Source organism: Burkholderia theae (genome assembly GCF_048565265.1).
Classification (GTDB): domain Bacteria; phylum Pseudomonadota; class Gammaproteobacteria; order Burkholderiales; family Burkholderiaceae; genus Burkholderia; species Burkholderia theae.
Genome location: NZ_CP183462.1, coordinates 1,197,271 through 1,218,107, shown reverse-complemented (window position 1 = coordinate 1,218,107; position 20,837 = coordinate 1,197,271). Strand labels below are relative to the sequence as shown.

At 69.2% G+C, this 20,837-nt stretch carries 20 protein-coding genes; 16 read left to right on the top strand and 4 right to left on the bottom strand.

The genetic code is table 11. The annotated features are described in order from the left end of the window. The first annotated feature begins 56 nt into the window (after nt 1-56). The 5 genes from ACN22W_RS22970 (at nt 57) to ACN22W_RS22950 (ending at nt 4,386) form a co-directional block, all read left to right on the top strand. Complete coding sequence (locus tag ACN22W_RS22970) at nt 57-746, top strand: phage holin family protein (RefSeq protein WP_419689519.1); 690 nt, start codon at nt 57-59, stop codon at nt 744-746. Between the two features lie 242 nt (nt 747-988). Then, nucleotides 989-2,383 (top strand): DUF1800 domain-containing protein, encoded by a 1,395-nt coding sequence (locus tag ACN22W_RS22965; RefSeq protein ID WP_048251054.1) that lies wholly within the window; start codon nt 989-991, stop codon nt 2,381-2,383. Nucleotides 2,384-2,385: 2 nt separating this feature from the next. Next, entirely contained in the window at nt 2,386-3,543 is a 1,158-nt protein-coding gene (locus ACN22W_RS22960) for a DUF1501 domain-containing protein (RefSeq protein WP_419689518.1), read from the top strand. Nucleotides 3,544-3,601: 58 nt separating this feature from the next. Continuing rightward, nucleotides 3,602-3,820 (top strand): YXWGXW repeat-containing protein, encoded by a 219-nt coding sequence (locus ACN22W_RS22955; protein ID WP_412024428.1) that lies wholly within the window; start codon nt 3,602-3,604, stop codon nt 3,818-3,820. A 167-nt stretch (nt 3,821-3,987) separates the two neighbouring features. Continuing rightward, nucleotides 3,988-4,386 (top strand): lysozyme inhibitor LprI family protein, encoded by a 399-nt coding sequence (locus ACN22W_RS22950; protein WP_193100402.1) that lies wholly within the window; start codon nt 3,988-3,990, stop codon nt 4,384-4,386. Nucleotides 4,387-4,473: 87 nt separating this feature from the next. On the opposite strand, the gene ACN22W_RS22945 is transcribed toward ACN22W_RS22950, so the two are convergent. Then, the gene (locus tag ACN22W_RS22945) at nt 4,474-5,688 is read right to left on the bottom strand and encodes a tyrosine-type recombinase/integrase (protein WP_419689517.1); all 1,215 of its coding nucleotides are present in this window, start codon (nt 5,686-5,688) and stop codon (nt 4,474-4,476) included. A 157-nt stretch (nt 5,689-5,845) separates the two neighbouring features. Beyond that, a complete protein-coding gene (locus ACN22W_RS22940) occupies nt 5,846-7,021 on the bottom strand; it encodes a helix-turn-helix transcriptional regulator (protein ID WP_193100404.1) in 1,176 nt (391 codons plus the stop codon). A 223-nt stretch (nt 7,022-7,244) separates the two neighbouring features. On the opposite strand from ACN22W_RS22940, the gene ACN22W_RS22935 reads away from it, so the two are divergent. Next, nucleotides 7,245-7,625: a DUF4377 domain-containing protein gene (locus tag ACN22W_RS22935; protein ID WP_419689516.1), complete on the top strand. Its 381-nt coding sequence runs from the start codon at nt 7,245-7,247 to the stop codon at nt 7,623-7,625. A gap of 9 nt (nt 7,626-7,634) precedes the next feature. Here the strand turns inward: ACN22W_RS22935 and ACN22W_RS22930 are convergent, their stop codons facing one another. Further along, on the bottom strand, nt 7,635-9,023 hold the full coding sequence (locus tag ACN22W_RS22930; RefSeq protein ID WP_412024432.1) for a DHA2 family efflux MFS transporter permease subunit: 1,389 nt from the start codon (nt 9,021-9,023) through the stop codon (nt 7,635-7,637). Between the two features lie 159 nt (nt 9,024-9,182). Between ACN22W_RS22930 and ACN22W_RS22925 the strand changes: the two genes are divergently transcribed. Next, nucleotides 9,183-10,043 carry a LysR family transcriptional regulator gene (locus ACN22W_RS22925; protein WP_129515037.1) on the top strand — a complete coding sequence of 287 codons (861 nt, stop codon included), beginning with the start codon at nt 9,183-9,185 and terminating at the stop codon, nt 10,041-10,043. 60 nt (nt 10,044-10,103) lie between these two features. On the opposite strand, the gene ACN22W_RS22920 is transcribed toward ACN22W_RS22925, so the two are convergent. Continuing rightward, nucleotides 10,104-10,454 (bottom strand): VOC family protein, encoded by a 351-nt coding sequence (locus ACN22W_RS22920; protein ID WP_129515036.1) that lies wholly within the window; start codon nt 10,452-10,454, stop codon nt 10,104-10,106. 260 nt (nt 10,455-10,714) lie between these two features. Between ACN22W_RS22920 and ACN22W_RS22915 the strand changes: the two genes are divergently transcribed. The 9 genes from ACN22W_RS22915 (at nt 10,715) to ACN22W_RS22875 (ending at nt 20,720) form a co-directional block, all read left to right on the top strand. Further along, nucleotides 10,715-11,854: an LLM class flavin-dependent oxidoreductase gene (locus ACN22W_RS22915; protein WP_129515035.1), complete on the top strand. Its 1,140-nt coding sequence runs from the start codon at nt 10,715-10,717 to the stop codon at nt 11,852-11,854. Nucleotides 11,855-12,020: 166 nt separating this feature from the next. Continuing rightward, entirely contained in the window at nt 12,021-13,214 is a 1,194-nt protein-coding gene (locus ACN22W_RS22910; protein WP_419689515.1) for an acyl-CoA dehydrogenase family protein, read from the top strand. A gap of 10 nt (nt 13,215-13,224) precedes the next feature. Further along, nucleotides 13,225-14,985 (top strand): FAD-dependent oxidoreductase, encoded by a 1,761-nt coding sequence (locus tag ACN22W_RS22905; protein WP_419689514.1) that lies wholly within the window; start codon nt 13,225-13,227, stop codon nt 14,983-14,985. Next, a complete protein-coding gene (locus ACN22W_RS22900; RefSeq protein ID WP_129515032.1) occupies nt 14,982-15,500 on the top strand; it encodes a flavin reductase family protein in 519 nt (172 codons plus the stop codon). The genes ACN22W_RS22905 and ACN22W_RS22900 overlap by 4 nt, the downstream gene beginning before the upstream one ends. A 39-nt stretch (nt 15,501-15,539) precedes the next feature. Then, nucleotides 15,540-15,767, top strand: coding sequence for a hypothetical protein (locus tag ACN22W_RS22895; RefSeq protein WP_419689513.1), 228 nt, complete (start codon nt 15,540-15,542; stop codon nt 15,765-15,767). A 10-nt stretch (nt 15,768-15,777) separates the two neighbouring features. Further along, nucleotides 15,778-16,821: a 2Fe-2S iron-sulfur cluster-binding protein gene (locus ACN22W_RS22890; RefSeq protein WP_419689512.1), complete on the top strand. Its 1,044-nt coding sequence runs from the start codon at nt 15,778-15,780 to the stop codon at nt 16,819-16,821. Between the two features lie 41 nt (nt 16,822-16,862). Further along, complete coding sequence (locus ACN22W_RS22885) at nt 16,863-18,449, top strand: FadD3 family acyl-CoA ligase (protein WP_419689819.1); 1,587 nt, start codon at nt 16,863-16,865, stop codon at nt 18,447-18,449. Nucleotides 18,450-18,481: 32 nt separating this feature from the next. Next, the gene (locus tag ACN22W_RS22880) at nt 18,482-19,255 is read left to right on the top strand and encodes an SDR family NAD(P)-dependent oxidoreductase (protein WP_129515029.1); all 774 of its coding nucleotides are present in this window, start codon (nt 18,482-18,484) and stop codon (nt 19,253-19,255) included. 811 nt (nt 19,256-20,066) lie between these two features. After that, on the top strand, nt 20,067-20,720 hold the full coding sequence (locus tag ACN22W_RS22875) for a hypothetical protein (protein WP_419689511.1): 654 nt from the start codon (nt 20,067-20,069) through the stop codon (nt 20,718-20,720). The last annotated feature ends 117 nt before the right edge of the window (nt 20,721-20,837 follow it).

Below are 20,837 nucleotides of genomic sequence, written 5' to 3'. Positions count from 1 at the left end.
TCGAAGCAATCCTTGACTGGGTCACGGTATCGCTAGCCGCACTCGGTCTGCTCTGCATGATGATCTGGCCGATGACACCGGACCGATGGGTGTTCGAGGCCGGCTATGCATGCGTTCCCGACGGTCGAAATCTGATCCTGTCTCCGCGGCGCATGCGCTTCGGATACTTCGTCTGGTGGTCGTTCGGCTTCGGTCTGGGCGCCATGGGGCTGGCCTGCGTGACCGGCGTACCCGCGTTGGCCGGGACCCTGACCGGAGACGCGTCACATGCATGGTACGAATGGCTCGGCCTCGGCGTCACCGGTGTGCTCATGATCGGTCTGGGTGTTCTGATGATCTGGATCGGCCGCAAGCTGATGCGCGCGCGCTGGTTCGCCGGCCCGCTGCGTGAAACCCGCTTCTGCTGGCGCGACGAAGAGCGCTGGATCGATATCAGCACCACACGCCTGCTGCGCAAGCCGGTGCTGAATACGTACGCGTGTCGCGATCTGGATCGCCTGCTGGTTGGCGGTCGACGAAGTTTCGACGGCGCTGTCGTGGGCGGCTCGCTGGTGACGATCCGGCGCGATCTGGTGCAACTCGTGCTCGTTTTTCGCAACCGCCGGCCGATCGATCTGATGGGCCGGATCGATGATGGTGATGAAGCGCGCCGCATGGCCAACATGATCGGCGTCTGGTGCGGCATCGACGTGCAGCGGGTCGACGGCTTGCCGGACGTGACGCCGTTCAACTTCGACCGGATCTGACCTTACCTGCCGTTGACGGTGCGCGCCATGGGGGGCCGTTGATTGCCATGCGTTGTGCAGATGTAGGCCGATCCAGGCGCGGCCGCCCAATTCCTGATTGACTTGCGTCGTTGTCGCGCATCACCTCCGCCGACTCTCCCGTTCCTCGCTTTCCCGATCCCCCAAAAATATTTGCCATCCCAGCGACGGATTTCCCGGCGCCCCCGCGTTAAACGGGGGTACGCACCGCAAGAGAGCCCGTCATGGACCACCCGAACGACATCACGCCGGCCGCCATCGCGCTGAACCGCTTCGGTCTCGGCGCGCGGGCCGACGAAGCACCGCCTGCCGACCCGAAGGCGGCGCTGGTCGCGCAATTCGACCGTTACGACGCGCGGCCTGCCGCGTGGGCCGGCGAACCCGACGCAGTGGCGCTCGCGACGCGCTTCGCGAACGCGCGCAACGCGATGACGGGCGACGACGCGGCCGCGAAACGCGCGACCGCGCAATCGATCCGCCGCGACGGCTACGACGCGTATCGCAGCGCCGTCGCCGCGCGACTGAACAGCGCGCTGAACACGCCCGCGCCGTTCGTCGAGCATCTCGTGCATTTCTGGGCGAACCATTTCGCGGTATCGGTCGACAAGGGGCAGGTCGCCGCCTATGCGGGCGCGTTCGAACGCGACGCGATCCGCCCGCACGTGCTCGGCCGCTTCGAGGACATGCTCGTCGCCGTCGAACAGCATCCCGCAATGCAGATCTTCCTCGACCAGGCGCGCTCGGTCGGCCCCGACAGCCCGGCCGCGATGCGCGCGCAAGCGCGCAATCCTTCCGCGAAACGCGGGCTCAACGAGAACCTCGCGCGCGAAATCATGGAGCTGCACACGCTCGGCGTGCGCACCGGCTACACGCAAGCCGACGTGACGGAATTCGCACGCGCGCTGACCGGCTGGAGCATCGCCGGTGGGAACGGGCCGCAGCCGGGCGATGCCGCGCCCGGCGCGTTCGTGTTCCGCCCGAAGCTGCACGAGCCGGGCACGCGCACGGTGATGGGGCGCACCTACGACCAGCCGGGCGAAGCGCAGGCGCGCGCGATCCTGCACGACCTCGCGCATTCGCAGGCAACGGGCCGGCACATCGCATTCCAGCTGGCCCGTCATTTCGTCGCCGACAATCCGCCGCCCGCGCTGACCGACCGGCTCGCCCGCGCGTTCGACGCGAGCGGCGGCGACCTGCCGACCGTCTATCGCGCGCTCGTCGATGCGCCGGAAGCATGGGCGCCGGTCAACCGCAAGTTCAAGACGCCGTGGGAGTGGGCCGTGTCGTCGCTGCGCGGGCTTGGCTGGCGCGACACGGGCGAACTGAAGGCCGCGCCGCTGCTCACGCAGCTCGGCCAGCCGGTGTGGCGGCCGGGTTCGCCGGCCGGCTACGACGACGTCGCCGCGAGCTGGGCCGCACCTGACGCGCTCGTGCGCCGCGTCGAGATCGCGCAGCGCCTGGCCGCACGTACCGGCGACCGGCTCGATCCGCGCACGCTCGGCAACACGCTGCTGGCCGGTTCGATGAGCGCGCCGACGGCGACCGCGCTGTCGCGCGCCGAAAGCGCCACCACGTCGCTCGCGCTGCTGCTCGTATCGCCCGATTTCCAACGGAGATGAACATGGCACTGTCCCGCCGACAATTCCTCAGCGTCGCCGCCGCCGGCGCAGGCGCGATCCTCGTCGCGCCGCGGATCGTGTTCGCGAACGTCGCGACCGACCGGCGCTTCGTGTTCGTGATCCAGCGCGGCGCGGCCGACGGCCTGAACATCGTCGTCCCGTATGCGGAACCGGCGTATGCGTCGCTGCGCGGTGCACTCGCGATCGATACGTCGGCCGCGACGCGGCTCGACGGCACGTTCGCGCTGCATCCGTCGCTCGCGCAGACCGCGCAGTTGTACCGCGACGGGCAGGCGCTGTTCGTCCACGCGATCGCGTCGCCGTATCGCGACAGGTCGCACTTCGACGGCCAGAACGTGCTCGAGACGGGCGGCCGCGCGCCGTACCAGGTGAAGGACGGCTGGCTGAACCGGCTCGCCGCGCTGCTGCCGGCGACGCGCGAAAGCGCGATCGCGTTCGCGCCGACCGTGCCGCTCGCGTTGCGCGGCACCGTGCAGGCCGCGTCGTATGCGCCGTCCGGTTTGCCGGCCGCGCCGGACGACCTGCTCGCGCGCGTGTCGGCGCTCTACGAGGCCGACACGCAGCTCGGCCCGCTGTGGCAGTCGGCGATGGACGCACGCGGCCTCGCCGGCGATGCACATGCGCGGCAGGATCCGGCGGGCGTCGGCAAGCTCGCGGCGACCTTCCTCGCGCGCGACGACGGCCCGCGGATCGCGATGATCGAGACGGGCGGCTGGGATACGCACAGCGCGCAGAACGCGCGCCTCGCGAATCAGTTGAAAGCGCTCGACACGATGCTCGCCGCGCTGCGCGACGGCCTCGGCCCCGCGTGGCAGCACACCACGGTGCTGGTTGCAACCGAGTTCGGCCGCACGGCCGCGGTGAACGGCACGGGCGGCACCGATCACGGGCAGGCGTCGGTCGCGATGCTCGCGGGCGGCGCGGTCGCGGGCGGTCGTGTGATCGCCGACTGGCCGGGGCTGCGGCCCGGCGACCTGTACGAAGGGCGCGACCTGAAACCGACCGCGTCGCTCGATGCGCTGATCTCGGGGGCGGCCGCCGAAAGCCTGCGGCTCGATCCCCGCCGCACCGCGTCCGCGCTGTTCGCGGAAAGCGGCGAGACGCGGCCGATGACCGGCCTGATCCGCGGGGGTGCGTGACGCGGCGCGTTGCCGCGTTCGTCTCCGCCGACCGATGACACAACAGGGAGAATCGAATATGAAGTTCCGATCCGTTTCGCTTGCCGTGCTGGTGAGCGTGAGCACCGCGCTGATGTCCGCATGCGTGGTCGAACCCGTGCGGCCGCCGCAGCCCGCGCCCGTCGCCGAGGTGCCGCCGCCACCGCCGGCACCCGGTTATCGGTGGGCAAAGGGGCATTACCGCTGGGCCGGCAATCACTGGGCATGGGTGCCCGGGCATTGGGTGGCCGTGTACTGATCGGGCATGACGTGCCGCGTGCCGCGCGGCGCGGGTGCCGGGAAGCTGGGCCGCGTATTGAACCGCGATGCGCATTGGCCTAAGCTTCCGGATTCCGGCGGCGAGCGTTCCCGTTCGTCCGTCACGGCGAGCCGATGCGCGGCCGCCGTTTTTTCTACGGCACCCACATGAAGGCATGGCTCGTTGCACTGGCCGTCGCGGCCGGCATGACCGGCGCGCAGGCCGCGTCGTTCGACTGCGCGAAGGCGTCCACGTTCGTGGAGCGCGAAATCTGCGGCAATCCGGCGTTGTCGCGTCTCGACGATGCGCTCAACGCGGATTACAAGCACGTCGTGGACGACTTCGCCAATTATCCGGTCGAGGATCCGCCTGAATATCACCAGTTCGTCGCGAGCCAGAAGGTGTGGCTGAAGGCGCGCAACCGCTGCACGACGACGCAGTGCCTGATCGATAGTTACCGCAAGCGCATCGACGCGTTGTGCGGCCAGATCGACGTGCCGGTGGAAAGCGATCGCGCGAAGTGCCGCAGCAACGGCGGCCTCGGCGGCCTCGAACTCGTTCACTGAGCACCGGGACGAAACACGGGCCGGCGTCGACATCGACATCGACATCGGCGGCCCGCACTCGCGCGCAGCACGCGGAGCGTCTGCTACCTACCACCCGATCCGGTGCTTCTCCTCCGTCTCGCGATGGCGCCAGTCGTCGTCCGCGTGCAAATACTGGCTCGTCGTCGTGAGCGATGCGTGGCCGAGGTTGTCACGCACGAGCCGCAGGTCGACGCGGCCATCGGCCATGTGCGAGCCCGCACTGTGGCGCAGCCAGTGCGCGGACGCCTGTTCGAGCACGCGCGCCTGTTCGTCACCGGCCGCGCCGTTCGTGCGCAGCCGGTCGGCCGCGTGCCGGAACACCTGCTTGACGATCCGGTGCAGCGCCGCACGCGTGAGCGGTTTGCGTGCCTGGCCGACCGGCAGCACGAGCGGCGTGGGCTCGCCGTCGGACGGCAGCGCGGGCAGGCCGTGCGCGCGCCGGTAGCGCGACAGCTCGGCCATCATCTCGTCGGTGGCCGGCACGAGCCGCTGCCGGCCGCCTTTGCCCGTCACATCGAGCCACCAGCGGTCGTGCCCGTTCGCGTCGCGCCGGCAGAAGAACTGGCCCATCGTCGTGTCGGCCGCTTCGGTGATGCGCAGCCCGCCGAGATACAGCAGCGTGAACAGCCAGCGCGCGCGATCGGCATGGAAGCATGCACGCGCGTCGTCGCGCGGCATCGCGGCGATCGCGTCCTTGACCGACTGCCACAGCGGTTGCCCGAGATGGCGCGTGACGCGCGGCGCGGGCCGGCGTTGCCGCTGCCGCGACAACGCGAGCGGATTGCCGGCGAGATAACCGGCCTGCACGAGCCACGAGAACATCACGTTGAGGATCACCAGCGCCTGCCGCTGGCTGGCCGCCGACAGCGGCCCGTAGAATGGCCGCCAGCGCGGATCGTCGCGCGGATGCTTGCGGCCGCCGTTCGCGCACCACAAGTCGGCCGGCGCGGGCGCGAGCAGGAACTGCCTGTAGACGACGAGATCCTCGTGCGTGAGCGACGACAGCGGCTTGCCGCACGCGATCACGGCCCACAGCAGCAGGCGCTCGGCTTCCTTGCGGTAGTTCTGGAACGTGGTCGGCGTATCGACGAAGCGCGCGAGCCATGCGCGCACGGCATCGAGATCGTTGGTCGCGGCGATCTGCGGATGCGCGCTGCTCGAACGGTTGGTGCCCGCGCGTCCGTCGAGCGCGGCCGGCACGGTCAGCGTATCGATCGGCAGCGGGCGCAACGCGGCGTCGGACGGAACGGGTGGGGTCATGCGGAGGGGAGCGCAGTGCATGCCGCGCGGGCGTGGCCAAGCGGACGAACGCAGCGCGACGAAGCGTATCGGGAAGCGCCGATGGTACACGATAGCCACGCGGTGAATCGGCCGTCGACGACGCTAGCCAGACCGGCAGCATGACCGCGCGACGCACGTATCGCTCGGCGCGAACGCGTCACCCCAGCGACAGCACGCTGTTCAACAACGTCCGCACGAGCGTCGCCTGCCGCGTCACCCCCGTCTTCGAAAAAATCGCGCGCAAATGCGAGCGCGCGGTGTTCTTGCTGATCGCGAGTTCGTCGGCCGCTTCCTCGAGCGTCTGCCCGTTGACGAGCGCGAGCGCCAGCGCGGTTTCGGCCGGTGTGAGGTCGAACAGCTTGCGCACGATGTCGTGCGACGCCTGCGACTTGCGTTCGGCATCGCGGATGAACACCGCGCACGCCGGCCGGCGCGGATTGTCCTCCGACCATTCGCTCAACGGCACCGCGCGGATCAGCACGCCGAGCCGCGGCTTGCCTGACGGGCGCGGCACCGCGATCGCCTGCACGACCGACGGCACGCCGCCCGCGCGTTCCGCGAGCACCTGGCGGATCAGCTTCTGCAGCTTGCGATCCTCCAGCGGATACGACGCTTCGAGCGCGCCGCCGCGCACGCGCAGGCCGTCGCATTCGGCGAAGATCTCGTCCGCGACGGAATTGGTCTTCATGATTGCGCCGCGCTCGTCGAGAATCGCGGTGCCGACGAGCATGCGGTCGATCGTGCTCGCGTACAGCGTGCGCTCGGATTCGACCATCCCGAACTTCGCGTGCAGCCGCACCGCGCGCTTCAGATGCGGCAGCAGCGCGTTGCAGGCGGCCTTGTCGGTCGCGGAGAACGCGGCGCCGCGATGCGAACGGCACACGCGGAAACGGCATTCGACGCCGTCATGCGTGCGCAGGTCGGCGCCCATCAGATAACCGACGTCGAGCGGTTTCAGGAATTCGGCATACATCGCGCTGTTGCGCCACACGCCGACGCCGAGCAACTCGTCGACGGTGACGACGCGATCGGTCGGCAGGTTCACGAACGGATCGAGCGCGTAATAGTAGTTGTTGTACGACGCGACGCCCGGCAGCGGCGCACTGTGGTCGGACGCATTGATCATCAGCCCCGCATGGCCGCTGGCGGGCCAGCGCAGGATCATCGTCACGTAGTTCGCATGCAGGTGCGCGCGGATCTGCTCCAGCGCGCCGCCCCACGGCACGTCTTCCAGCGGGCCCTCGTAGATTCTCGTGAGCAGCGCGTCGAATTGCTCGAGCGTCAGTTTCGATTGGGCAAGGTGCGGCGGAAGGGCCGCGGGCGCCGTGGTCATTCGGGTTGTCTCCTGTTGCGGCCGCCCGGTCGCAAGGCGCCCGGCGTGCACGTGCGGACCGCCGGCGGCGAGGCGCGCGGCTGAACCGGAACACGGTAACGTGTCGGCGTGCGCGCCACATCGCACGAATGAGGGGGGTGATTCGCTTCTGTAAGCTATTTGTGAACTTTCTCGACGCGCGGGCCGTCTAATCGGCCCTCTAACGCTCCCAGAGGAACATCAGATGATTCGCCAATCCAGAACGCTGCTCGGCGCCGCCGTCATTGCCGGCAGCACGCTCCTCGCCGGGTGCCAGACCGACGCGGCCGTCACGGCCCCGAACGCGGCCCGCCCGGCCGATGGCCGGCCGGTGACCAAGACCGTCTATGTCGCACCGCAATCCGCGCGCTGCATGGGCGTCGCGCCGATGGAATGCCTGCAGGTGCGCAGCAGCCCGAGCGAGCCGTGGAGCCTGTGGTACGCGGGCATCGAAGGCTTCGCGTACCAGCCCGGTTACCTGTACACGCTCGAAATCGACGAGTACCACGTCGCGCAGCCGCCGGCCGACGGCTCGTCGATCCGCTGGGTGCTCAAGCGTGTCGTCGAGCGCCGCCAGGCGAACTGACGGCCGCGCTCACACGGACGGCCGCGACGCCACCGCACGCGGCGGCGCGGCCGTATCGATCCGCCGGAACACGACGGACGACAGCAGCGTGACCACGCCCATGCACGCGAACGACAGCATGAACCCGTGTGCCATCGAGCCCCAATAGGCGGCGAACAGGTTGACGAGGCCGCCGCCGATCGACACGCCGAGCCCCATCGCCAGCATCTGCATCATCGTGAACAGGCTGTTGCCGCTGCCGGCGTCGGCATGGGACAACCCCTTGAGCGTCACACCGTTCATCGCCGCGAACTGCATCGAGTTCGCGGTGCCGAACACGATCAGCAGCACGATCTCCAGCACCGGCGCGGGCCGCGCCGACACCAGTGCGAACCCCGCGATCGCGCAACCGACGATCCCCGTATTCACGACGAGAAACGTCGCGTAGCCGAAGCGCTTCACGAGCGGCGCGATCCAGCGTTTCGCGATGACGCCCGCGATCGCGGCCGGCAGCATCATCAGCCCCGATTGCAGCGGCGTATAGCCGAGCTGCACCTGCATCAGCAGCGGCAACATGAACGGCACCGAACTCGTGCCGATCCGGCACAGCAGGTTGCCGAGCAGCCCCGAACCGAAGTTCGGCTCGCGGAACAGCCCGAGCCGGAACAGCGGCTGCGCGCGCCGCCGCGCGTGCGGCAGGTACGCCAGCGCGCTCGCCAGCCCGAGCACGGCGAGCCCGGCCGCCCAGGCGGCGCGGTGCGCGGACATCGGCGGGTCGATCGCGAGCGACAGCGCGATCATCGCGACCGACAGCAGCGCGCAGCCGACGAAGTCGAACGGCGGCGGCTGCTTGGCCTGGTCGTGCGGCAGGTAGCGCTGCACGGCGACGTAGCCGACCACGCCGACCGGCACGTTGACGATGAACACCCAGTGCCATGAAATCGCCTGCGTGAGCCAGCCGCCCAGCGTCGGCCCGACGATCGGGCCGAGCTGGCCGGCGATCGACACGAACGCGATCGCCGCGACGTACTGTTCGCCCGGCACGCGGCGCAGCACGGCGAGCCGCCCGATCGGCAGCAGCATCGAGCCGCCGATGCCTTGGACGGCGCGCGCGACGACGAGCTGGCCGAGCGTATGGGACGCCGCGCAGCCGATCGACGCGAGCACGAACACGAGGATCGCGACCGAGAACACGCGGCGCGTGCCGAACCGGTCGGCGAGCCAGCCGGACGCCGGCGTGAGCATCGCCATCATCAGCGTGTAGGCGACCACGACCGGCTGCATCGCAAGCGGCGACGCGTGCAGGCTTTGCGCGATCGAAGGCAGCGCGGTGTTGACGATCGTCGTGTCGAGCGACTGCATGAAGAACGCAGCGGCGACGATCCAGAGCAGCACGGAGTGAGTGGGTTCCCGGGACATGGCGAAATCGGTGGTGCGAAAGCCCGGCGCGGGCGGCGCCGCTGCGCGGTCGCGCGGCGCCTGCCGGTCTTCAAGCGCTCGATGGTACCGATTCCGATGGTCATCGGGAAGCTGCCTGAAGACATTGACTGTCATCGTTTATGCCGATGACAATGCGGAATGCTCAATCCCGTCTGGCTCAAGACGTTCGCGACCGTCACGAACTGCCGCAGCTTCACCGAAGCGGGCCGGCAGCTCGGGCTCAACCAGTCGAGCGTCAGTGAACACATCCGTCGCCTCGAAGAGAGCGTCGGCCGGCGGCTGTTCGTGCGCGATACGCATTCGATCGCGATGACGGCCGACGGCGAGGCGCTGCTCGTGCATGCGAACGTGATCCTGCAGGCACTGAACCGCGCGGAATCGCAGTTCCGCAAGCCGCGGCTGCAGGGGCGCGTGCGGCTCGGCGCGTCGGACGATCTCGCGCTCGTCGCGCTGCCGGACGTGCTCGCGGCGTTCCGCGCCGCGCACCCCGACGTCGCGCTGGAGATCACGACCGGCATGACGAGCCGGCTCTACGAACTGATGGACGCGGGCGCGCTCGACCTGATGGTCGGCAAGCGGCGGCTCGGCGAGCGGCGCGGCACGCCGCTGTTGCGCGCGCGGCTCGAATGGGTCGCGCGGCCCGGCACCGTCGTCGATCTGGAGCGGCCGCTGCCGCTCGTGCTGGTCGCCGAGCCGAGCGTCACGCGCGCGGTCGTGCTGAATGCGCTCGCGGAAAAGGGGATCGGCTGGGAAGTCGTGTGTTCGAGCAGCAGCCAGCCGGGCTGCATCGCCGCCGCCCGTGCCGGGCTGGGGCTCACCGCGACCTCGCAGTATCTGTCGGCGCGCGGCCTGGCGCCGCCCGTGAACGGCGACGGGCTGCCGGTGCTGCCCGACGTCGAATTCATCGCGCTGGCCGCGAAGCGGCTCAGCCAGCCGGCCGGCACGCTGCTCGAGCTGCTGGAAACCAGCGACCTGCGCGCGCCGGGCGCGGACGCGTAGCGCGCCTGCCGCACCTGCCACGCGTGATTGGCGCGCATCCGGTGCCCGCGCCGCGCATCGTCATGCCGACCGTTTCTGCGAAATCACCAGCAGCGCGCCGTTCTTGTCCTCCAGCACCGCGCGGAATTCGTGCGGCCCGGCCTGCACGGGCACGCGCACCGATGCGCCGGCCTTCACGACCCGCGCCATCGCCGCATACAGATCGTCGTCCTCGTCGACCCGCAGCGTGAGCGCCGCACGCTCGACGATCTGCTCGTCGCCGGCCACCAGCGCGATCGTCAGCGGGCCGCCGTCGAGCGCGCAATAGCGGTCGCCGTCGCGGAACTTCACGCTCAGGCCCAGCCCGTCGACGAACAGCGGCAACGCCGTGTCGATGTCGTCGACCGGATACAGCAGCATCGATACCTTCATCCCGGATCTCCCTTGTCTTGATGTGGGCGGCGTGCAATGCGCCGCCGCTCGATGCTAGCGCGCCGTTCGCGCGCTCACGCAGTCCGATCGGATGACCGTGAAACCCCTCTGTCCCCGCAGGCATGCCGTTACTCCAAACAGACGATGCCCGCGCCCGCCCGCGCGCCGACACTCCCATTCGTGGACCGTCGCTATTGGTCCGTATCGTGCGGGCGGGCCGCACGACCCCGACTCGTCCAACAAACATGGAGACGCACGCAATGAAGTTTTCCCTCATCTACGAAGCCCAGACCACCGACGCATCGCGCGAGGGCGACCACCGGGTGTTCAAGGAGACGGTCGAACAGGCGCTGCTCGCCGAGCAGGTCGGCTTCGACACGATCTGGTGCGTGGAGCACACGTCGCTGACCAACTATGCGCACATGAGCGCGCCGGAAACCTTCCTTGCGTACCTGGCCGGGCGCACGACGCGCATCGGCCTCGGCCACGGCGTCGTGTGCCTGCCGCCGGCGATGAATCACCCGATCAAGGTCGCCGAGCGCGTCGCGCTGCTCGACATCCTGTCGGGCGGCCGCGTGCACTTCGGCGTCGGCAAGGGCGGCAGCCAGCAGGAAGCGGGCGCGTTCGGCTACGACCTCAACGAACTGCAGCCGATGATCGACGAGTCGATGTACCTGGTGCCGAAGATGTTCGTGCAGGACGAGATCGAGCACGACGGCAAGTACATCAAGATCCCGAAGCGCCCGATCCACCCGAAGCCGTTCCAGGATCCGCACCCGCCGATGTATCTCGCGTGCACGAACACCGACGCGCTGCTGCGCGCCGGCCAGCGCGGGATGGGCGCGCTGGTGCTCGGTTTCGGCGGCCCGGACGAAGTCGCGAAGAAAAACGCGGTGTACCGCGAAGCGTGGGCGAACCGCAAGCCGGAAGACCAGGTCGGCTTCCGCCCGACCCAGCACCTCGCGGCGCTGTGCCCGACGGTCGTGATGGCCGACGGCCAGGCGGCCCGCAAGATCGGTATCCGCGGCCAGCGTTATTTCATGGAATCGCTCGCGTACTGGTACACGGGCGGCGAGCGGCCGGACCCGGCGAAGTGGGGCGACGACCTCGTGCAGGCCGACACCGGCGAGATGGTGATCCGCTCGCGCTTCGCGTCGGAGGAAGTCGTCGTGAACTTCGCCGACCCGGCGCTCGCGATGATGAACCCGAACCACGCGTACGGCACGGTGGACGACTGCATCGGCTACGTCGGCCGCCTGCAGGAAGCGGGCGTCGACGAAGTGCTGTTCCTGTGCCAGATGGGCACGGTGCCGCATGAAGCGCAGCTGGAGACGATCCGCAACATCGGCGAGCACGTGATCCCGTTCTTCAACAAGGAAAAGGAACGGGCCTGCGCGTAAGGCCGGCCGCGCCGCGCCCGTCGTCCCTTCGGACGATGCGGCGCGGGCGCGCGACGCCGAGCATCGGCGGCAGGACCCATCGCTCGCGGCGCGGGCCGCGACGAACAACTTTGAGAGAGACCGGAGCAGGCGCCGCGGCGCACGCTCCGTTCCACAGGAGACATTCGTGCATCGCGACAACGATACGAACGCACTGGCCGCCACGCTGATTGCCCGGGCCGAGGCGCTTGCCCCGACGCTGGCCGGCCGTGCCGCGCAGGCGGAAGCGCAGGGACGCATCCCGGCCGAGACGATCGCCGACATGCAGGCCGCCGGCTTCTTCAAGGTGCTGCAGCCGAAGCGCTACGGCGGCTACGAGCTCGATCCGCAGACCTTCTTCGACATCCAGATGGCGCTCGCGCGCGGCTGCATGTCGACTGCGTGGGTGTACGGCGTCGTCGGCGTGCACAACTGGCAGCTCGCGCTGTTCGACGAGCGCGCGCAGCAGGATGTATGGGGCAACGAACCGGCAACGCTGATCGCGTCGACCTACATGCCGGTCGGCCGCGTGACGCCGGTCGACGGCGGTTTCCGCCTGTCGGGCCACTGGAAGTTCTCGAGCGGCAGCGAACTGTGCGAATGGGTGTTCCTCGGCGCGCTGGTGCCGGCGGCCGTTGCCGGCCAGCCGCCCGAATACCGGACCTTCCTGCTGCCGAAATCCGACTACCGGATCCAGCAGGACTGGGACGTGCTCGGCCTGCGCGCGACCGGCAGCCACGACATCGTCGTCGACGACGTGTTCGTGCCTGCGTACCGCACGCACAAGGCGATCGACGGGATGATGGGCACCAGCCCCGGCCTCGCGGTGAACGATGCGCCGCTGTTCAAGCTGCCGTTCGCGCAGATCTTCGTGCGCGCGGTGTGCACGTCGTGCATCGGCGCGCTGCAGGGCGCGCTCGACGATTTCACCGGTTATGCGGCGACGCGGGTGTCCGCGAACAGCGGCGCGAAGACGACCGACGATCCGGGCGCGCAGAACGCGTGCGCGAACGCGGCCGTCGCGATCGATGAAATGAAGGTGCTGCTCAAACGCAATTTCGCCGAACTGATGGCATCGGTCACCGGCGGCCCGGCCGTGTCGATCGAGCGCCGCGTGCATTTCCGCTACCAGTCCGCGCAGGTCGCAGAGCGCTGCGCGCAGGCCGCGAACGCGCTGCTGCGCTACGCGGGCGGCAACGGCATCTATCACCGCAATCCGCTGGTGCGCCGCTTCCTCGACCTTCACGCGGCCCGCGCGCACTACGCGAACAACGTGGACCGCTTCGGCCAGAACCTCGGCGCCGTGATGCTCGGCCGCGAGAACACCGACTTCTTCATCTGACGAGGCCGAGATGAGCGACCCGCAAGCACAGCAATACGTGTTCGACGTGGTGGTCGTCGGTTCGGGCGCGGGCGCGCTGCTCGCCGCGTGCCGCGCGGCCGACCGCGGCCTGTCCGTCGTCGTGATCGAGAAGACGGCGCTGTACGGCGGCACGTCGGCCGTATCGGGCGGCGGCATCTGGGTGCCGTGCAACCACCATATCGCGGCGCTCGGCGTGACCGATACGCGCGAGGCCGCGCGCCGCTACATCGAAGCGTGCGTGGCCGGCGCGTCGACGCCCGACAAGCTCGACGCGTATCTCGACCAGGCGCCGCAGATGCTGCGCTACCTGGAATCGAAGACGCCCGTGCGTTACCAGTCATTGCCGAAGTACGCGGACTATTTCCAGAAGGTGCCGGGTGCGATGCCGGGTTACCGCGCGCTCGATCCGCTGCCGTTCGACGGCGGGCTGCTCGGCGACGAGTTCGACCGGCTGCGGCCGCCGTCGCCCGGCACGCTGATCGGCGGGCGCGTCGCGGTGACGTCGAAGGAAGCGCACACGCTGTTCTCGCGCGGGCCCGGCTTCATGAAACTCGCGATCGCGCAGTTCGGCCGCTACTGGCTCGACCTCGGGATGCGCCGCCGCACGCGGCGCGACCGGCGCCTGACGCTCGGCAACGCGCTGATCGGCGGCCTGCGCCGCGCGCTGCTCGACCGCAACGTGCCCGTGTGGCTCGACACGCCGATGCGCGACCTGCTCGACGTGGACGGCCGCGTGACCGGCGTGCGCGCGCAGCGCTTCGGGCAGCCCGTGACGATCGCCGCGCGGCGCGGCGTGATCCTCGGTGCGGGCGGTTTCGAGCGCAACCAGCCGATGCGCGAGCGCTACCTGCCGCAACCGACGCAGGCGCAGTGGAGCGCGACGCCGCCGTCGAACACCGGCGACGCGATCGCCGAAGGCCACCGGCTCGGCGGCGCGCTGGCGCTGATGGAACACGTGTGGGGCGCGCCGACGGTCGGCGTTGCCGGCGAGGAGAAGCAGCGTGCGCTGTTCGTCGAACGCAACCTGCCGGGCTGCGTGATCGTCAACCGTCTCGGCAAGCGCTTCGTCAACGAGGCCGCGCCGTATTCCGAATTCGTGCCGGCGATGTATCGCGACCATGCGCGCACCGGCGTGAGCGTGCCAGCGTGGATGGTGTTCGACGCGCGTTTTCGCCGCAAGTATCCGTGCGGGCCGATCATGCCGGCGTCGATGATGCCCGACTCGCGGATTCCGGCAGCGTTTCGCGACGTGCTCGTGAAGGCCGACACGATCGACGCGCTTGCCGCGCGAATCGGCGTCGACGCGGCCGGCCTGAACGACACGCTGCGCGATATGGCGCGCTACGCAGTCACCGGCATCGACGAAGCGTTCGGCAAGGGCGACAACGCGTTCGACACCTACTACGGCGATCCGCGGAACACCCCGAACCCATGCCTCGGGCCGGTCGACCAGGCGCCGTTCTACGCGGTGCGGATCGACGCGGGCGACATCGGCACGAAGGGCGGGCTCGTCACCGACGCGCTGGCCCGTGTGCTGCGCGCCGACGGCGCGCCGATCGACGGCCTCTATGCAATCGGCAACACCAGCGCATCGATGATGGGCACGAGCTACCCCGGCGCGGGCTCGACGCTCGGCCCGGCGATGACCTTCGGTTTCATCGCCGCCGACCACCTGGCCGCGCAGGCGGCCGACGCCGGCGGCCGGCCAGCCCGGCCATCCACGACTGAACTAGACGGAGTCCGATCATGAGCGATCTCACCACCCACCCGCTGCGCACCGACATGCTGCTCGCGATGCGCCGCCTCGCGCGCTCCGTCACGGTCATCAGCAGCGCGCACGACGGCCGGCGCTACTCGATGTCCGCGACGGCGGTCGATTCGCTGTCGACCGATCCGCCGTCGCTGCTGATCTGCATTAACCGCACCGCGTCGCTGTATCCGCCGCTCGATGCAGGTGCGCCGTTCTGCGTGAACGTGCTGTCGGCGCGCCACGAAGGCATCGCGATCGACTGCAGCGGCCGCCTGAAGGGCGAAGCGCGCTTCACGACCGGCGACTGGCACACGTCCCGGGACGGCGTTCCGTACCTGCGCGATTCGCAGGCGAGCTTCGTGTGCGAGCAGGACGGCCGCTTCGAATACGGCACGCATACGGTGTTCATCGGGCGCATCCGCGAGGTGCTGATGAGCGGCGACGTCGATCCGCTCGTCTATCTCGACGGCGCCTACACGACACCCGGCGCACCCGCGAACCGCGTGGCCGCGTGACGGCCGCACGGGTTTTACAGCATCCGCAAGAGACGAACCATGACACGCAGACTGAACGGCATCACCGCGAACGTTGACGAGGCCCGGCGCGATGCCGGCGCATCGGCCGCGCGCGAGATCGTGCGCATGCTCGGCGGTGCGGCATCGCATGTGCTGAACGCGTTCGCGTACGTCGCGCCGGCGCTTGCGTCGAACGCGGCGCTGGTCGTTGCCGGTCGCGAAGCCGGCCACGGCGAACGTGCTCGCCATCCCGCCGGCACAGCGTGAGGAGCCGGCGATGAGCGATTCGCGCTTCCACCGGCTGACCGTTGCCGAAGTGATTTCCGAAAGCGACGACGCGTGCTCGTTCGTGTTCGACGTACCGGCCGCGCTGCGCGACGCATTCGCGTACCGGCCCGGGCAGTTCCTGACGCTGAACGTGCCGTGCGCGGATGCGACCGTCGCGCGCTGTTATTCGCTGTCGAGCGCGCCCGGCATCGACGCCGCGCCGAAGATCACCGTCAAGCGCGTGCGCGACGGCCGCGCATCGAACTGGCTGTGCGACCGCGTGCAGGCGGGCGACACGCTCGACGTGCTGCCGCCGGCCGGCGTGTTCACGCCGCGCACGCTCGACGGCGACCTGCTGCTGTTCGCGGGCGGCAGCGGCGTCACACCCGTGCTGTCGATCCTCAAATCGGCGCTCGTGCACGGGCGCGGGATGTTGACGCTGATCTATGCAAACCGCGACGAGCGCTCGGTGATTTTCCGCGACGAGCTGCAGCAGCTCGCGCAGCGCCATCCGGGCCGCGTGCGCGTGATCCATTGGCTCGACAGCGTGCAGGGCATCCCGCAGCAGCGCCATCTCGAGGAGCTCGCGCGGCCGTTCAGCCAGCAGGAGACGTTCATCTGCGGGCCCGCGCTGTTCATGGAGAACGCGCTGGCCGCGATGCTCGGCCTCGGGCTGCCGCGTGCGCGCGTGCATGTCGAGCGGTTCGCGTCGCTGCCCGATGCGCCGGCGCAGGCCGATACCGCGGCGTCGGCCGCGGCAACGGCGGCGTCCGGCGACGGGGCGGCGATCGAGACGGTGCTCGACGGCGACGCGTTCGCGTTCGACAGCGCGCCCGGCGAAACGCTGCTCGACGCGATGTTGCGCGCAGGCGTGCCGGCGCCGAATTCCTGCCGGATGGGGCAATGCGGCGCGTGCATGTGCCGGATCGAGCGCGGCGAGGTCGCGCTCGACAGCAACCACGTGCTCGATGAAGACGAGATCGCGGCCGGCTGGACGCTCGCCTGTTGCGCGCGGCCGGCGAGCGATGCGCTGCGCGTGGTGTTTCCCGATTGAGCCGTGCCGCGCCGGCGGCGCGCACGGCAACCCTGATGCCTATGACGATGGACAATGAAATCCTGACCACGCCCGCGCTGATCGCGCGGGCTGCCGCGCGCCACGGCGCGCATCCGGCGATCGAGTCGGAGCATGGCCGGCTGACCTACGCGGAACTCGACGCGGCGCGCCTCGATGCGGCGCGCGCGCTGCTGGCAAGCGGTATCGAGACCGGCGATCGCATCGCGGTCTGGGCGCCGAACCTGCCGCAATGGATCGTCGCGGCGCTCGCGATCCACACCGTCGGCGCGATCCTCGTGCCGGTCAATACGCGGATGAAGGGGATGGAGGTCGGCGGCATCCTGCACGACGGCGGCGCAAGGCTGCTGTTCTGCTGCGGCACCTTCCTCGGCGAATCCTATCCGGAGATGCTCGCGCCACACCGGCCCGCGACGCTCGAGCGTGTCGTCGTGTTCGACGGCGATGCGCCGCGAGGCGCGCGCGACGAGACCTGGAACGCGTTTCTCGCGCGCGGCGCGGCGGTGCCGCTTTCCGCGGTGCGCGAACGCGAGGCGCGGGTGACGCCGGACACCGTGATGGACCTGATGTTCACGTCCGGCACGACGGGCCGCCCGAAGGGCGTGATGACCGCGCACGGCCAGAACCTGCGCGCCGCGCAGGCGTGGGCGGCGATCGCGGGTGTGCGCCACGACGATCGTTACCTGATCGTCAATCCGTTCTTCCACACGTTCGGCTACAAGGCCGGCTGGCTCGCCGCGCTGTCGAGCGGCGCGACCGTGCTGCCGCATCTCGTGTTCCAGCCGGCCGACGTGCTGCGGCGCGTCGCCGACGACCGCGTGTCGGTGCTGCCTGGCCCGCCGACGTTGTACTACGCGTTGCTCGATGCGCCCGATCGCGCGACGCGCGACCTGTCGTCGCTGCGGATCGCGGTGACGGGCGCGGCGGCGATCGCGCCGAGCCTGATCGAGCGGATGCGCGCGGAGCTCGGCTTCGAAACGGTGCTGACCGGCTACGGGCTGACCGAATCGTGCGGCTTCGCGACGCTATGCCGTCACGGCGACGACGCGGAGACCGTCGCTTATACGTCGGGCCGGCCGATGCCGGATGTCGAGCTGCGCATCGCGGGGCCGGGCGGCGCGCCGCTCGGGCCGGACGAGACCGGCGAGATCTGGGTGCGCGGCTACAACGTGATGTGCGGCTATTTCAACCAGCCGGACGCGACGCGCGAGACCGTCGATGCGGAAGGCTGGCTGCATACCGGCGATCTCGGCTGCGTCGATGCGAACGGCAACCTGAAGATCACCGATCGCATCAAGGACATGTTCATCGTCGGCGGCTTCAACTGCTATCCGGCGGAGATCGAGCGGCTGCTCGCCGCGCATCCGGCGATCGCGCAGGTCGCGCTGGTCGGCGTGCCCGATACGCGGCTGGGCGAGGTCGGGCACGCGTATGTCGTGCTGCGTCCGGGCGCGCATACCGACGCCGACGAACTGAACGACTGGGCGCGCCGCAACATGGCGAACTACAAGGTGCCGCGGTTTTTCACGTTCGTCGAGCAACTGCCGACGAGCGCGGCGGGCAAGGTGCTGAAGTACCGGCTGCGCGCGGCGACCGAAGCGGCGGCCTGATCGGCGCTGCCACATACGAACGGGATGAACGCATGAACGACAACGGGTTTCCGCAGGGTGCGGTACTGGTGTTCGGCGGCAGCGGCGGGATCGGGCAGGGCGTCGCGCTCGAGTTCGCGCGCGCCGGTGTGCCGGTCGCGGTGGGCTACCGCAGCAAGGCCGACGTGGCCGAACGCGTCGCGCGCGACATTCGTGGCGAAGGCGTTGAGGCCACCACGCACTGCGTGGACGTGACCGATCCGGCGCAGGTCGACGCCGCGCTCGCGGCCGCGATCGACGCGCATGGCCGCGTGCACACGGTTGTCTGGGCGGCCGGGCCGTTCGTGAACCAGCGCCACATCGGCGACATGACGCACGACGACTGGCGCCGCGCGATCGAGGTCGAGACGATCGGTTTCTTCGTGGCGGCGAAAGCCGCGCTGCCGCATTTCCGTGCTTCGGGCGGCGGATCATTCGTGACGCTCGGTTCGGCCGGGCATCTGCGCTGGCCCGATCGCGACGGGCTGTCGGTCGCGCCGAAGGCGGCGAACGAGGCGCTGGTCAAGGGGCTCGCGCGTGAGGAGGGCAGGTACAACATTCGCGCGAATTCGATCCTGGTCGGCGTGATCGAAGCGGGGATGTTTCCGGTGCTGCTCGAACAGGGGCAGTTCGACCAGGCGTGGATCGACGAGACGCAGAAGATGCTCGCGCTCAAGCGCTGGGGGAAGGCGCACGACGTGGGGCGGGCGGCGGTGTTTCTGGCGTCGGACAGGGCGGATTATGTTACGGGGCAGCAGTTGAATGTTTCTGGTGGGTATGGGTTGTAGTGGAGCGTAGACAAGCACGTTCGGGCGGCCGCGCGCGTGGCGGTTGTCCCGAACGTTGACATTACCCACCTGTCTTCCTTCTTCGGCGTATCGACGACGCCGGCCAATATCCCGATCGGCTATCGACAGTTGGTCCGGCTCGCGTATTGCTCCCGTGCCTGACACGGACAAGATGCATGCGCACGCATCGGTATTCACCCTGCCTCGTCACGCGCGATTGCGCATCGACCTCGCTTGCGAGCGGCGCGAGGTCACACCTTTGCAACGCTTCTTCAATCTATTTCGCCGCGCGCGATTGATCGCAACGACGACTCGCGTGCGCTGACGGCCGTCTGGCCTCATTCGATACGCGTTTCGGCATCAACGCGCGATACGTCAAATCGCGTGTTCCGCCTTCGTCTGCCGAATACGGATACGTTCCTGAAACATTTCTCCCGATTCCGCCCCGCGTGACCGTCAGTGTCCGGCGGTAACGCTTGCCCCGCTTCGTTTTGCGCCGCATGGCACGCGCTTTGCGGTTGACCCGGTGCCGCCGGTGCAAACGAAATTGGCAAGAACGATGAGCGCATCGGCGGCATGCAACGACATCGAAACAAACGGGGAATCGGATCGGGTCGCGGGCGCCGCCTGTTGCGGCGTACGCACCGCCGCAGGTCGTATCGGCCATGCGCACGGGGCAACGCGTTCCCGATCCGTCGAACAGCAAGCTTGCTTGCAAGGTGTCGTGCCGGGGATCGCGCCACGCATTGCGCAGGGGGCGCATGCGGGGGGGACGGCGCGCCCGGCACATGTCGGGGAGGCGCCCGTGAAAATGACGGTGAACCAATGGGCAGCGGTGGCTGTGGTGTTCGCCTCGAGCGCGCACGCGCAGGAAATCTACCTGCAAGGCGGCACGCAGGGCGTCGGCATCGGCGCGGCCGTGAGCTTCAATTCGATGCTCGGTGCGCACGCGGATTTCAATGCGATCGATCTTTCGCATGACTTCACGGTGGCCGGCAATCGCTATCAGGACGACCTGAAGCTGCGCCAGGGCGGCTTGTACGCGGACATCTTTCCGTGGCGGGGCAGCGGTTTCCGCGCGACGGTCGGGATGCGCTTCAACGACGACGAGCTGCGCGGCGTATCGGAGCCGACCAACGGGACTTACGTGTTCGGCGGCAAGCGTTATCCGGCGTTGCCGGGGATGTATGCGGTCGCGGAAGCGCGCTATCCGACCGTGATGCCGTATGTCGGGATCGGCTACGGGCATCGGCCGGCGTCGAAAGGGCTGGGATTCGTCGCCGACCTCGGCGTCGCATACGGGATACCGAAGTGTTCATACACGCTGTCGCCGGAGCTGGCGGCCGCTGCGGGACCGGCGAAGAGCCAGATCCTGGTCGCCAGCGGGCTGGACCAACTGCGGCAGGTGATGTCGCGCTATCGGTGGTACCCGGTCTTGCAGATCGGGATTTCGTATCGGTTTTGAGCGGGGGGTGTTGTTGAGCGTGCTGATCGGTGTGTTGTCGATAGGAGCGCGCCAACAAGTCACGTGCGATTTGGCCAGATGGACGGGGGCTGCCTCGCGTGATCCACCCGGACGCGG